The sequence below is a fragment of the Agromyces sp. CCNWLW203 genome (genome assembly GCF_036576125.1).
Taxonomy (GTDB): Bacteria; Actinomycetota; Actinomycetes; order Actinomycetales; family Microbacteriaceae; genus Agromyces.
This window is the reverse complement of the sequence record NZ_JAZHYX010000001.1, coordinates 874571-888274: the sequence shown is the minus strand read 5'-3', so window position 1 is coordinate 888274 and position 13704 is coordinate 874571. Positions and strand designations below refer to the sequence as shown.

Genomic DNA, 13704 nt, shown 5'->3' with positions numbered 1-13704 from the left:
GCCATGACCGACCTGATCGCGCAGCGCGCGAGCGCGCCGATCTCCGAACTCGATCGGGGGCGGCTCGAGGCCGCCCCCGGCCGGGGGCGCCGGCGCGGGCGAGGACCCGGCCAGTCGCCATGGTGGGCGCTGCTGTTCATCGGCCCGACGGCCGCGGGCCTCCTCGCCTTCTACCTGTGGCCGACCGTGCGCACCTTCCTCATGTCGTTCACCGAGTCGGGCCCCTTCGGCGGCTCCGAGTTCGTCGGTGTCGACAACTACGTGCGGCTCTTCCAGGACCCCGAGCTGCTCGGCGCCCTCCGCAACACCGCGCTGTACACGGTGATCGCCCTCGTCGGCATCCCGCTCGCGGTGGCCATCGCGGCGCTGCTGAACACGACCGGGCTGCGCGGCCGCGGCGTGTACCGCACCCTCTACTTCATCCCGGTCGTCACCATGCCGGCCGCGATCGCACTGGTCTGGCGCATGATCTACAACGGCGACTACGGCGTGCTCAACGAGGTGCTCGGCGTCTTCGGCATCGAGGGCGCGAGCTGGCTCACCGACCCGAGCACGGCGCTCATCGCCATCGCCGTCGTCGGCATCTGGGCGGGCCTCGGCACGAACATCGTCATCTTCCTCGCGGGGCTCCAGGGGATCCCCGACACGGTCATGGAGGCCGCCGACCTCGACGGCGCAGGCCCTGTGCGCAAGTTCTTCTCGATCACCATCCCGTTGCTGAGTCCGAGCATCTTCTTCGTCAGCGTGATCAGCGTCATCGGCGCACTGCAGGTGTTCGACCTCATCTACATGATGCTCGGCACGTCGAACCCGGCGATGCCGAACACCCGCACCATCGTCTACCTCTTCTACCAGGCGGGGTTCATCGACAACGAGAAGGGCTACGCGGCGGCGATCGCGTTCCTCCTTCTCATCATCATCCTGGTGCTGACCGTCGTGCAGTTCCGCCTGCAGAAGAAGTGGGTGCACTATGAGTGACCTCTCCCTCGATACCCGGGCGATGACCGGCGCGGATGCCGCGACCGAGCGTGGGCGCGCGGCATCCGCTGCCCGTGGCCGACGCAATCGCGGTCACTGGCTCGTGCACCTGCTGCTCGCCGGCGGCGCGATCCTGATGGTCTTCCCGTTCGTCTGGCAGACCCTCACGGCGTTCAAGACGTTCCAGGACTCGGTGCAGGTGCCGCCGGTCGTGATCCCCGACCCGTGGGTGTTCACGAACTTCGCCGAGGTCTTCGACTCGATGCCGTTCGGGCAGATGTTCCTGAACTCGGTGCTGCTCACCGTCGGCCGCACCGTCGGCCAGGTAGTGCTCTGCACGATGGCGGGCTACGCCTTCGCGCGCATCCCGTTCCGCGGCCGCAACGTGGTCTTCGTGCTGTTCCTCTCGGTGCTCATGGTGCCGTCGCAGCTCTACCTGCTGCCGCAATACGAGATCATCCAGAGCCTGGGCTGGCTGAACACCCTGCAGGCGCTCATCGTGCCGGGCATCTTCAGCGCGTTCGGCACCTTCCTCATGCGCCAGTTCTTCATGTCGATGCCGTCCGAGCTCGAAGAGGCGGCGCGCATCGACGGCGCGAATCCGTGGCAGACGTTCTGGAGGGTCATGGTGCCGCTCGCGAAGCCGGGCATCGTCGCGCTCACCGTCTTCACGGTGCTGTGGTCGTGGAACGACCTGCTGTGGCCGCTCGTCGTCACGACCGACCCCGAGAAGATGCCCCTCTCGGTGGGCCTGTCGCAGCTCGTCGGCCTGCACGGCACTGACTACCCTGTGCTGATGGCGGGCGCACTCCTGGCGACGCTGCCCATGCTGATCACCTTCATGATCCTGCAGAAGCAGTTCATCCAGGGCATCGCCTTCTCGGGAACGAAGGGGTGACGTGATGGTGCGGACGAACGTGGACGGATCGACGACGGGCGGCGGCCAGGGCGGTCATCTCGGCAACGGCGGCGGCAGCAGCGCCGCGGGGCGCCGGCGGCCGACGCTGCGCATGGTCGCCGACCTCGCGGGCGTCTCGACCGCAACCGTGTCGTACGTGTTCTCGGGCCGCAGCGGCGGAGGCTCCGGGGTTGCCGAGCCGACCGCGAAGCGCGTGCTGGCGGCGGCCGAGCAGCTCAACTACCGTCCCAATCGCGCGGCCCGCACGATCCGCACGGGGCGCAGCGACACGGTGCAGCTCTCGCTGCACATGCTGAGCGACCCGTGGTCGCTCGCCGTCGCGGCCGCCGTCAACGAGGAGGCGAACCGGCACGGGCTCACGACGCTCATCCTCGCCGACGGCGACTGGTACGCGGCGCTCGACCGGGTCGAGAGCGACGTGGCCTACCTCGACGGCGCGATCGGAACCGATGACGCAGAGCAGAAGGTGCAGGCCCTCGCCGAGCGCGGGCAACGCCTGGTGGTCTTCAGCGAGACGCTCGAGCCGAACGGCTACGACGTGATCCGCTCCGATGCGATCCCGGGCTGCTACCTCGCGATGGACCACCTGCTCGAGCGGCACACCGCGATCGGATGCCTCGTGGCCGAGGACGCCGTGCACGCACCTGAGGGCTCGCGGTACACGCCCTACCTCGAACGGATGCGCGAGCGCGGCCTGCCGATCGTGCCCGAGCACACCGCGACGTACGCCGGAACGCAGGCGAGCGCCTTCTCTGCGGCCGTCGGGCTGCTCTCGCGGAAGGATCGTCCGACGGCCGTCTACGCCACGACCGACTTCGCGGCGATCGCGGCGATCAACGCCGCGCACATGCTGGGTCTTCGGGTGCCGCACGACGTCGCTGTCATCGGCGTCGGCAACACCCCCGACGCGCAATCAGTCGCGCCGACGCTGACGACCGTCGGTCCGACCGACTTCTACCGCAGGCAGGCGGAGATCATCGTGGCGCGCGCGCTCGAGCCGGCCGCGACCGAGGCCCGGCTGCACGTATTCCCCTGGTCGCTCGTTCCGGGCGGCTCGACCGATCTCGACGCCACGCCTCGCGCGGCGCGCACGCTGTGACCCCGCGTACGCGGGAACACCTGAAGGAGCACCACCCCGTGGATCTGAACATCGGCATCGTCGGCTTCGGCGCCCGCTCGACCCTCTGGAAGGAGGCGCACCGCCCCGGCCGCGGCTCGCGCGTCGTCGCAGTGTGCGACCTCGCCGAGCGGTCACGGGCCGATGCGCGGGCGGTGCTGCCCGAGGCATCCGTCACCGACTCGCTCGACGACTTGCTCGCGAGCGGGATCGACGCGGTGATGGTGCTCACACCCGACCACCAGCACGCGCCGGTCGCGATCGCCGCGCTCGAGGCGGGCGTGCCGGTCTTCTGCGAGAAGCCGCTCGCCGTCACCGTCGAGGACGCCGACGCGATCCTCGAGACCGCGCGGCGCACTGGCACCCGGCTCTACGTCGGCCACAACATGCGGCACATGTCGGTCGTGCTGCTCATGCGCCGTCTCATCCTCGAGGGGCGCATCGGCGAGGTGAAGGCGATCTGGTGCCGTCACTTCGTGGGCAACGGCGGCGACTACTACTTCAAGGACTGGCACGCGGAACGAGAGAAGACCACCGGGCTGCTCCTGCAGAAGGGCGCGCACGACCTCGACGTCATCCACTGGCTGGCCGGGGCGTACACGAGCGAGGTGCAGGCGATGGGCTCGCTCAGCGTGTACGGCGACATCGACGATCGCCGCGACCGGTCGGGGGAGCGCATGCGCGACTGGTTCAGCCTCGACAACTGGCCGCCGGCCGCGCAGAGCGGGCTCAACCCGGTGATCGACGTCGAGGACATCTCGATGGTCAACATGCGCCTCGGCAACGGGGTGCTCGCGAGCTACCAGCAGTGCCACTTCACCCCCGACTACTGGCGCAACTACACGGTCATCGGCACCGAGGGCCGCATCGAGAACTTCGGGGACGTCTCGGGGTCGGAGGTCGGGCTCTGGAACCGCCGCCATCACGGCGCCGCGCCGGCCGACGAGACCTTCATCGTGCCGGAGGCGCCCGAGGAGGTCGGTCACGACGGCGCCGACGAGCTCCTCGTCGCGGAGTTCCTGCGTTTCGTGCGCGACGGCGGCGCGACCGAGACGTCCCCGGTCGCGGCGCGCGAGGCCGTCGCGGTCGGCGTCCGTGCGACCGAGTCGCTCCGCGGCGACGGCGCCACCCTCGCTGTGCCGCAACTCGCACCCGACCTGGTCGCCTACTTCGAGGCCGGGCAGGTCGAACCACTTGCCGTGACGCGAGCCTGAGGCATCCGCTCGCCTTCGACGAACCACGCTGCGCCGGTACGATGGCTGAGTCATCCGGCGCACCCACCGGACCACTCGCATGAGCCGCCGCACCCAGCGGCTCATGTTCTGAACAACGGAGTTTTGCATGAGGGCCCTGTACAAACCCGCCCCCGGCGCCGGCCTCGAGTACGTCGAGCGGCCGGAGCCCGAGACAGGGCCGGCCGACGTGAAGATCCGGGTGCTGCGCACCGGTATCTGCGGCACCGACCTGCACATCGAGAAGTGGGACGACTGGGCCGCGTCGACGATCGCCGCTCCGCTCATCCCGGGCCACGAGTTCTTCGGCGAGGTCGTCGAGGTCGGACCGCTCGTGCACGACGTCGCCGTCGGCGACCGCGTCTCGGGCGAGGGTCATATCGTGTGCGGCATGTGCCGCAACTGCCGTGCCGGCCGCCGCCAGATGTGCATCCGAACGCTCGGGCTCGGGCTGCATCGCGACGGCGCCTTCGCCGAGTTCGTCGTGCTGCCCGGCGAGAACGTGTGGGTGCACCACGCCTCGGTCGAGCCCGAGGTCGGGGCGATCTTCGACCCGTTCGGCAACGCCGTGCACACCGCGCTCGCGTTCTCGGTCGTCGGCGAAGACGTGCTCGTCACGGGCTGCGGCCCGATCGGGCTCATGTCGATCGCGGTCGCCCGGCACGTCGGCGCCCGCTTCATCGTCGCGACGGATGTCTCGCCCGCACGCCTGGCGCTGGCGCTCGAGATGGGGGCCGACGCCGTCGTCGATGTGTCGAAGGAGCGCGTGCGCTCGGCGCAGGAGCGCCTCGGCATGCGCGAGGGATTCGACGTCGGCTTCGAGATGTCGGGCTCGGCGAAGGCGCTGCCCGAGATGATCGAGAACATGAACCACGGCGGTCGCATGGCGCTGCTCGGCCTGCCGGCGGAGCCGTTCGCGATCGATTGGGGCAAGGTCGTCACCCACATGCTCACGATGAAGGGCATCTACGGGCGCGAGATGTTCGAGACCTGGAACTCGATGAGCGCGATGCTGCAGTCGAGCGAGGTGCTCCGCTCGCGCGTCGCCTCGATCATCAGCGACCGTTACCCGGCGCGCGAGTGGCGCACGGCGTTCGACGCGGCCGCCTCGGGCGGCGTCGGCAAGGTCATCCTCGACTGGACGGAGGTCTAGACATGTACGGAACGGTGAGAGACCAGCTTCGCGCCGAACTCGACGAGATCGAGGCCGCCGGGCTCACGAAGCGCGAGCGCGGCATCCACGGCCCGCAGTCCTCCGAGATCGAGGTCGCCGGGCGCGAGGTACTGAACTTCTGCGCCAACAACTACCTCGGGCTCGCGAACGACCCGCGCATCGTCGCGGCGGCGCACACGGGCCTCGACGAGTGGGGCTACGGCCTCGCGAGCGTCCGGTTCATCTGCGGCACGCAGGAGCTGCACCTCGAGCTCGAGCAGCGGGTCTCGTCGTTCCTCGGGTACGACGACACGATCCTCTTCTCCTCGTGCTTCGACGCGAACGGCGGCGTCTTCGAGGTGCTCTTCGGCGCCGACGACGCGATCATCTCCGACGAGCTGAACCACGCGTCGATCATCGACGGCATCCGGCTCTCGAAGGCGCAGCGCTACCGCTACAAGAACCGCGACCTCGCCGACCTCGAGGCGCAGCTGGTCGCGGCATCCGCTGCCCGCCGCCGGGTCATCGTGACCGACGGCGTCTTCTCGATGGACGGCTACATCGCGCCCCTCGCCGAGATCTGCGACCTCGCCGACAAGTACGACGCGCTCGTGTTCGTCGACGACTCGCACGCGGTGGGCTTCGTGGGCGAGCACGGGCGCGGCACGCCCGAGCACTGCGGTGTCGAGGGCCGCGTCGACATCACGACCGGCACCTTCGGCAAGGCCCTCGGCGGGGCCTCCGGTGGGTATGTCGCCGCGCGCCAGGAGATCGTCGACCTGCTGCGCCAGCGGGCCCGGCCCTATCTCTTCTCGAACACGCTCGCCCCGGCGATCGTGGCCGGCACGATCCGGGCCCTCGAACTGCTCGCCTCCTCGGGCGAGCTGCGGTCGCGGTTGCGCGAGAACTCCGCACTGTTCCGTTCCTTGATGACGGATGCCTCGTTCGACCTGCTGCCCGGCGAGCACCCGATCGTGCCCGTGATGTTCGGCGACGCCGCGCTCACCGCCCGCATGGCCGACGCGCTGCAGCGGCACGGGGTGTACGTGACGGCGTTCAGCTTCCCGGTCGTGCCCCGCGGGGCTGCGCGCATCCGCGTGCAGCTCTCGGCAGCGCACTCCGAGGAGGAGATCCGGCGCTGCGTCGCCGCCTTCATCGCCGCCCGTGACGAGGTGGGCTCGCCGGTATCGCCGGTCGAGTAGGCGCGCCAGCGCCGTATCGAGACCTGTGCTCGAGGGGTTTCGAGACGCTCGCTGCGCTCGCTCCACGACCCGCGATGCCGGCGCCTCAGCGCCCGCAGGCACCGACCCTCGCGCCCAGCGAGCGGGGTGCGAACCGCGCGAGGCCGATGAGCAGCCGGTAGCGGAGCGACGGCACCGACACGGGCTTACCGCGGGCGGTGTCGCGCAGCGCTTCGGCGACGACCTTCCGTGCGTCCAGCCACATCCAGCCCGGCACCCCTTCCTCGCCCGGTGCCAGCCCGAGCCGCTCGTGGAAGTTCGTGTGCGTGTAGCCCGGGCAGACCGCCGTCATGGTGACGCCCCGCGGCGAGTACTGCCCGTTCGCCCACTCGCTGAACTCGACCAGCCAGCGTTTGCAGGCCCCATATGTCGATCGCGGAATGAACGCGCCGACCGACGCGATGTTGATGATCCGACCCCGCCGACGGCGGAGCATCGCGCGGAGCGCCGCGTGGCTGAGGCGCATCGGCACCTCGACGTGCAGGTGCAGATGGCGCACCTCGTCGTCGATGTCGTTGCTCGCGAAGTCGAGCGGCAGGCCGAAGCCCGCGTTGTTCACGAGCAGGTCGATCGGGCGCTCGGCGTCGAAGAGCCGCTCGACGACCTGGGCGAGATGACGGGGCTTCAGCAGGTCGGCGCGCAGCACCTCGACGCCGACACCGTGAGTGCGACGGATGGTGTCGGCGAGCTCGTCGAGGGCGGTGCGGTCGCGCGCCACGAGCACGAGGTCGGCACCCGTGGCCGCGAGCTGACGGGCGAACTCCGCGCCGAGCCCTGAGCTCGCGCCGGTGATGAGGGCGGTTCTCGACATGCGGCCGAGCCTAAGGGATGCCGCCGGCCTGTCATCCTTCGCAGAGTGTGGCAGCTCGTGAGCCGATCGCCGATCGAATCGATTCGGCCTAGACTCGGGCGCATGCAGCCCGATGCAGCACAACGACCGACGCTCGCTGATGTCGCGGCGCGCGCGGGAGTCTCCCAGTCGACCGCCTCGCTCGCCTTCAGCGGCTCAGGACCGGTCTCGGACGCCACGAAGCAGCGCGTGCTCGCCGCGGCATCCGATCTCGGTTATGCGGGCCCCGACCCTCGCGCACGTTCGCTCCGCCGCGGTCGCTCGGGCATCGTGGGCGTCGTGCTCGAGGAGCGGGTGCGCGCGGCGTTCCTCGATCCCGTGAAGATCCAGATGCTCGACGGCATCTCCGAGGGCATCGCGCCGCTCGGCGCCGGGCTCCTGCTGCTCACCGACACCGGTGAGACCGACGAGAGCGCCGTCAGCATCGAGAGCGCGCCGGTCGACGCGGTCGTGCTCGTGGGCTGCAGCCCACGCCTCGGGGTCTCGATCGAGGCGCTGCGACGCCGCGGCATCCCCGCCGTGGCCATCGAGGGCGACACCGGCGAGGACATCCCCGAGATCTCGATCGACAACCTCCAGGCGACACGGCGGGGCGCCGAATACCTGCGGCAGCTGGGGCACACGGATGTCGCGATCGTGACGCTGCCCTTCGACGCCGCGCGTACTCGCGGCCCGCTCACCGAGGAGCTGCTGCGGTCGAGCACCGCGGCCACCGCGAGCCAGCGTCTCGCCGGGGCTCGTGAGATCTTCCCCGAGGCGACGGGCCGCGCTGCCGCCGCGAGCTCGATCGAGGAGGGCATCGAGGCCGCCCGGGCGCTGCTCGCCGACCCGGCGAGCCGCCCGACCGCGATCATCGCGCAGAGCGACCTCCTCGCGGCCGGCGTCATCCAGGCGGCGGAGGAGCTCGGCATGCACGTGCCGGGCGATGTCAGCGTACTCGGCTTCGACGGCATCCGCGTCGACGGGCTGCAGCACGACCTCACGACCCTCGCGCAGCCGTCGGTCGCGAAGGGCCGTGCCGCCGGCGAGGCCGTCGTGCAGATGCTCTCGGGGGAACCACCCGAGTCGCGCTGCTTCACGAGCACGCTGCACGTCGGTGACACCACGGCGCCCCCGCGCGCTGCGTGCTGACTCGCTCGCGCTGCGCGCTGACTCCCGCGCGCTGACTCCCTCGCAGCCCGACGCGCCCCGCAGCCGAACATCTCATCCTCACGTCGCTCGCGGGTCTCGCGTGCGATCGAGATGCCACGTGTTGTCGGTATCCGGTCGCGAGATGCGACAACTTGCGGCATCTCGACGCCGGCCCGGCGGGCACCCCGCATCTAGGCTGACGACATGAGCCTCGATCTCGCCGCCGTCTACCGCGACCTGCACGCCAACCCCGAGCTCTCCTTCCAGGAGCACCGTACCGCCGGCATCGTGGCCGACGCCCTCACCGCCCTCGGACTGACGGTGACGACGGGCATCGGCCGCACGGGCGTCGTCGGCGTGCTCGAGAACGGCGACGGCCCCACGGTGCTGCTCCGCGCCGACATGGACGGCCTGCCGGTGCTCGAGGCGACGGGCCTGCCGTACGCGAGTACGGCGCGCGGCACCGACCACGAGGGCAACGACGTGCCCGTCATGCACGCGTGCGGCCACGACGTGCACGTCACGTGCCTGCTCGGTGCCACCGAGCGGCTCGTCGCCGAGCGCGACGCGTGGTCGGGCACCCTCGTGTCGCTGTTCCAGCCCGCAGAGGAGTGGGGCGGCGGTGCGGAGACCATGGTTGCCGACGGCCTCTACGACCGGGTGCCGAAGCCCGACATCGTGCTCGGCCAGCATGTCGCGCCCCTGCCTGCCGGCTTCGCGGCCGTGCGCGGAGGCGTGGCGATGGCCGGCGCCGACTCGCTCACGATCCGGCTGCACGGCACCGGCGGGCACGGCTCACGCCCCGAGACCACGGTCGACCCCGTCTACCTCGCCGCGTCGACGGTCGTGCGACTGCAGGGCATCGTCGCGCGCGAACTCGCTGCGACGGATGCCGCGGTCGTCTCCGTCGGCCAGATCCACGCGGGCACGAAGAACAACATCATCCCGGCCGAGGCGACGCTCGGACTCAGCATCCGCAGCTTCGACGAGACCGTGCGCACCAAGGTCGTGACGGCGATCGAGCGCATCGCGAAGGCCGAGGCCGCCGCATCGAACGCGCCTCGCGAGCCCGAGTTCGACTACGAGGAGCGCTTCCCGGTCACGGTCAACGAACCGGCAGCGACCGAGCGCACCGCCGCGGCCCTCCGACGTGCGCTCGGCGAGCAGCGCGTGATCGACCCGGGCATCATCTCGGGCAGCGAAGACGTGGGCGTGCTCGCGACGGCGGCCGGAGCGCCGCTCGTCTACTGGATCCTCGGCGGCTCCGACCCGGCACTCTTCGGCGACGCGCTCGCGACCGGGCGCATGCCCGACGACATCCCGTCGAACCACTCGCCGTTCTTCGCACCGCTCATCGAGCCGACGCTCGACGTCGGCGTCGCCGCCCTCGTCGCGGCCGCGCGGGAGTGGTTGGGCGAGGGGGCCGCCTGACGGGCGGCTCGGCGATCAGCGCCCCGCGCCGACCACCATCCACTTCGAGCCGCGGGCTCGCAGCCCGAGCGTGACCGCCCGGGCGCCGAGGTAGCCGATCGCGAACGCCGCCATGAGCCAGGCGGGCCCGGCGGCGCCGGCCGGCGCGACGGCGACCACCCAGAGCGCGAGCGGCACGAACACCACGAGGTTCACGACGCCCGTCCAGGCGAGGTAGCGGGCGTCGCCAGCGCCGATGAGCACGCCGTCGAGCACGAACACGATGCCGCCGAGCGGGGCCGAGAGCGCGAGCACGATGAGTGTCGGGGGCAGGAGCGCCGCGACATCCGCTGAGCTCGTGAAGACCTTCGGCAGCACCCAGGCCGTCGCGAGCACGAGCCCGCCGATCACGCCGCCGCTGCCGACGCCCCACTGCAGGCAGCGCTTCAGCACGGCGCGCACACTGGCGACATCTCCAGCACCGAGATCGCGGCCGATGAGGGCCTGCGCGGCGATCGCCAGGGCGTCGAGGGCGAAGCCGATCGTGAAGTAGATCGTCATCGCGACCTGGAACGCGGCGAGCTCGTTCGAGCCGAGCGAGGTCGCCGCCCAGGTCGCGAGCAGCAGCGCGAGCCGCAGGCTCAGCGTGCGCAGGAACAACCAGCCGCCGGATGCCGCGCCGCGCAGCACTCCCGCATGATGCGGCCACGGGCTCGCACCGGCGCGGGCGGCGTGCCGCGCGACGACGACGAGGTAGACGGCGACCATGCCCCACTGCGCGACGACGGTGCCGACGGCCGACCCGGCGATGCCCCACCCGGCGACGTAGATGAAGACGTAGTTCAGTGCGATGTTCACCGCGAAGCCGATGCCGGCGACCCAGAGCGGGGTGCGCGTGTCTTGAAGACCGCGCAGCAGGCCCGTGGCCGCGAAGACGATGAGCATCGCCGGCAGCCCCGCCATCGAGATCGAGAGGTAGACGGATGCCTCGGCGGTCACTGCCTCGGAGGCGCCGAAGAGGCCGACGAGCATCGGTGCGGCGAACCACCCGGCGACGGCGAGCATGACGCCGATCGCGAGTGCGAGCCAAAGCCCGTCGATGCCCGAGGCGACCGCGCCCCGCACGTCGCCGAGCCCGACTCGGCGGGCGACCGCGGGAGTCGTGGCGTAGGCGAGGAAGACCATGAGCCCGATGATCGTCTGCAGCACGGCGCTCGCGAGTCCGAGGCCCGCGAGCGGGGTCGCACCGAGGTGACCGATCATCGCCGTGTCGGCGAGCAGGAAGAGGGGCTCGGCGATGAGGGCGCCGAGCGCGGGAACTGCGAGTCGGAGGATCTCGCGATCGACCCCGCGGCCGGCTCCGCGGTCGAGGTCGTGAACGCCGCCGTGATCGTCACGGCGGTCGACGCCGCGTTCGCCGGCGCCGGAGTCGGATGCCTCTGAGCTCTTCATGTGCCCCACGAGCCTACGTCTCGCCGCCGACCGGCCGCGGCGGGTCTAGAGTACCGACGTGACGTCACGGGACACGGTGCGGGCTCGGCAGCGGATGCTGCGGCGGCGGGCATTCCGGATGCACCCGGCGCAGGTCGTGGTCATCGGGTTCGCCGGGGCCGTGCTGGCCGGCACGTTGCTGCTGATGCTGCCGATCGCGAAGGTCGGACCGGGCGGCGCCGGGTTCATCGAGGCGCTCTTCACCGCGACATCCGCTGTCTGCGTGACGGGGCTGACCGTCGTCGACACCCTGACGTACTGGACGCCGTTCGGCCAGGTCGTCATCATGCTCCTGATCCAGCTCGGCGGCCTCGGCATCATGATCTTCGCCTCGCTCATCGGCCTGGTGCTCGCTCGAAAGCTGTCGGTGCGCTCGCGGCTGAACACCGCGGCCGAGGCGAAGGCCGTCGGCTTCGACGACGTGCGCGGACTCGTGCGCGGCATCGTGCTGATCTCGCTCGCCATCGAGGCGGGCACGTTCGTGCTGCTCTTCCTGCGGTTCGTGCTCGGCTACGGGTACGACCTCGGCCAGGCGGCCTGGTACGGCGCCTTCCACGCCGTCTCTTCGTTCAACAACGCGGGGTTCGCGCTCTACAGCGACAACCTGATGGGTTTCGTGAGCGACCCGTGGATCTGCCTGCCGATCGCCGCCGCGATCATTCTCGGCGGCCTCGGGTTCCCCGTGATCATGCAGCTGCGCAAGGAGTTCACGAGGCCGCTGCACTGGTCGATGAACACGAAGCTCGTGCTGTGGGGCAGCGCCGTGCTGCTCGTCGCGGGCACGGTCTACATCACGGTGATCGAGTGGAACAATCCCGACACCCTCGGCGCGCTCGACCCGGCGGCGCGCGTGCTGACGGGCTTCTTCCACTCGGTGCAGACGCGCACCGCGGGGTTCAACGCGCTCGACATCGGGGCGATGCACGACGAGACCTGGCTCGGCATGGACGTGCTGATGTTCATCGGCGGCGGGCCCGCCGGAACGGCGGGCGGCATCAAGGTCACGACCTTCGCGGTGCTGTACTTCATCATGCTCACCGAGCTCCGCGGCGAGGGCGCCGTGAACATCTTCGGCAAGCGGCTGTCGCGAGCGGTGCACCGACAGGCGATCACGGTCGTGCTGCTCGCCGTCGCCGCCGTCGTGGCGGCGACGGTCGCGCTCATGCTCATCACGGGCGAGAACCTCGACCGCATGCTCTTCGAGGCGGTCTCCGCGTTCGGCACCGTCGGCCTCTCCACCGGCGTCACACCCGGACTACCCGATGCGGCGAAGCTCGTGCTCGTACTGCTCATGTTCATCGGCAGGCTCGGGCCGCTCACCCTCGGCAGCGCGATCGCGCTGCGCGAGCGACCCCTGCTCTACGAATACCCCAAGGAAAGGCCGGCAATTGGTTAGATTCCCCCTGTTCGGCGGCGACACCTCGCGCCGCATCGCGGAGGCCGACTCGGTCGCGGTCATCGGGCTCGGCCGGTTCGGCAGCGCCCTGGCGCTCGAGCTCATGGCCGGCGGCACCGAGGTGCTCGGCATCGACGTCGACGAGGTGCTCGTGCAGTCGATGAACGGGCGCCTCACCCAGGTGGTGCGCGCCGACTCCACGAAGGAGGAGGCGCTGCGCCAGCTCGCCGTCGACGAGTTCGACCGGGTCGTGGTCGCGATCGGCGACGACATCTCGGCCTCGATCCTCACGTGTTCGGTGCTGCTCAGCATGGGCATCCCGGTGATCTGGGCGAAGGTCGTCGACGACCGTCACGGCCTCATCCTCGAGCAGCTCGGCATCCATCACGTGATCTACCCCGAGAAAGACATGGGGCGCCGGGTCGCCCACCTCGTGCGCGGCGCAGCCCTCGACTACATCGAGGTCGACCCCGGATACGCGCTCGTGAAGGCGTCGGCACCCGCTGTGCTCGTCGGCAAGCGGCTCGGCGACACGGGTCTCCGCACCGAGCACGATGTCACCGTCGCGGCGTTCAAGCGGGCCGGCGAGCAGTGGCGCAACGCCGACGCCGACACGGTGCTGCACACCGGGGACACGATCCTCGTCGTCGGGCCGACGGCGAATGCCGAGAGCTTCGCCCAGCTTCGCTGAGGCCGCCCGCCCGCCCGCCCGGCGAGACGAGCGAGCTCGCGAATGCACCCAGGTCCCGGTGAGCCGGGCTCCCGGCGCTCCCGTCGACTGATCAT

The 13704-nt window shown here is 70.6% G+C and carries 12 protein-coding genes; 10 read left to right on the top strand and 2 right to left on the bottom strand.

Going from position 1 to position 13704, the window contains the following annotated elements; translation table 11 throughout:
* The first annotated feature begins 3 nt into the window (after positions 1–3).
* The 6 genes from VPH61_RS04095 (at position 4) to VPH61_RS04070 (ending at position 6601) form a co-directional block, all read left to right on the top strand.
* Positions 4–978 carry a carbohydrate ABC transporter permease gene (locus VPH61_RS04095; RefSeq protein WP_332062237.1) on the top strand — a complete coding sequence of 325 codons (975 nt, stop codon included), beginning with the start codon at positions 4–6 and terminating at the stop codon, positions 976–978.
* Positions 971–1876, top strand: a complete 906-nt coding sequence (locus VPH61_RS04090) for a carbohydrate ABC transporter permease (protein WP_332062236.1) — start codon at positions 971–973, stop codon at positions 1874–1876. Before VPH61_RS04095 ends, VPH61_RS04090 begins: the two co-directional genes overlap by 8 nt.
* 4 nt (positions 1877–1880) lie before the next feature.
* Positions 1881–2996, top strand: coding sequence for a LacI family DNA-binding transcriptional regulator (locus tag VPH61_RS04085; RefSeq protein ID WP_332062235.1), 1116 nt, complete (start codon positions 1881–1883; stop codon positions 2994–2996).
* A gap of 38 nt (positions 2997–3034) precedes the next feature.
* On the top strand, positions 3035–4228 hold the full coding sequence (locus tag VPH61_RS04080; RefSeq protein ID WP_332062234.1) for a Gfo/Idh/MocA family protein: 1194 nt from the start codon (positions 3035–3037) through the stop codon (positions 4226–4228).
* Positions 4229–4355: 127 nt separating this feature from the next.
* Entirely contained in the window at positions 4356–5399 is a 1044-nt protein-coding gene (gene tdh, locus VPH61_RS04075) for an L-threonine 3-dehydrogenase (RefSeq protein WP_332062233.1), read from the top strand.
* A gap of 2 nt (positions 5400–5401) precedes the next feature.
* Positions 5402–6601, top strand: a complete 1200-nt coding sequence (locus VPH61_RS04070) for a glycine C-acetyltransferase (RefSeq protein ID WP_332062232.1) — start codon at positions 5402–5404, stop codon at positions 6599–6601.
* Positions 6602–6686: 85 nt separating this feature from the next.
* Here the strand turns inward: VPH61_RS04070 and VPH61_RS04065 are convergent, their stop codons facing one another.
* Positions 6687–7451 (bottom strand): SDR family NAD(P)-dependent oxidoreductase, encoded by a 765-nt coding sequence (locus VPH61_RS04065; RefSeq protein WP_332062231.1) that lies wholly within the window; start codon positions 7449–7451, stop codon positions 6687–6689.
* Between the two features lie 102 nt (positions 7452–7553).
* Here VPH61_RS04065 and VPH61_RS04060 point away from each other — a divergent pair, with 102 nt between their 5' ends.
* Positions 7554–8621 carry a LacI family DNA-binding transcriptional regulator gene (locus tag VPH61_RS04060; protein ID WP_332062230.1) on the top strand — a complete coding sequence of 356 codons (1068 nt, stop codon included), beginning with the start codon at positions 7554–7556 and terminating at the stop codon, positions 8619–8621.
* A 204-nt stretch (positions 8622–8825) separates the two neighbouring features.
* Positions 8826–10052: an amidohydrolase gene (locus VPH61_RS04055; RefSeq protein ID WP_332062229.1), complete on the top strand. Its 1227-nt coding sequence runs from the start codon at positions 8826–8828 to the stop codon at positions 10050–10052.
* A 15-nt stretch (positions 10053–10067) separates the two neighbouring features.
* Here the strand turns inward: VPH61_RS04055 and VPH61_RS04050 are convergent, their stop codons facing one another.
* Positions 10068–11483, bottom strand: a complete 1416-nt coding sequence (locus VPH61_RS04050) for an MATE family efflux transporter (RefSeq protein WP_332062228.1) — start codon at positions 11481–11483, stop codon at positions 10068–10070.
* A 94-nt stretch (positions 11484–11577) separates the two neighbouring features.
* Here VPH61_RS04050 and VPH61_RS04045 point away from each other — a divergent pair, with 94 nt between their 5' ends.
* Positions 11578–12918 carry a TrkH family potassium uptake protein gene (locus VPH61_RS04045; RefSeq protein WP_332062530.1) on the top strand — a complete coding sequence of 447 codons (1341 nt, stop codon included), beginning with the start codon at positions 11578–11580 and terminating at the stop codon, positions 12916–12918.
* Positions 12911–13609, top strand: a complete 699-nt coding sequence (locus VPH61_RS04040) for a potassium channel family protein (protein ID WP_332062227.1) — start codon at positions 12911–12913, stop codon at positions 13607–13609. The genes VPH61_RS04045 and VPH61_RS04040 overlap by 8 nt, the downstream gene beginning before the upstream one ends.
* Positions 13610–13704: the final 95 nt, after the last annotated feature.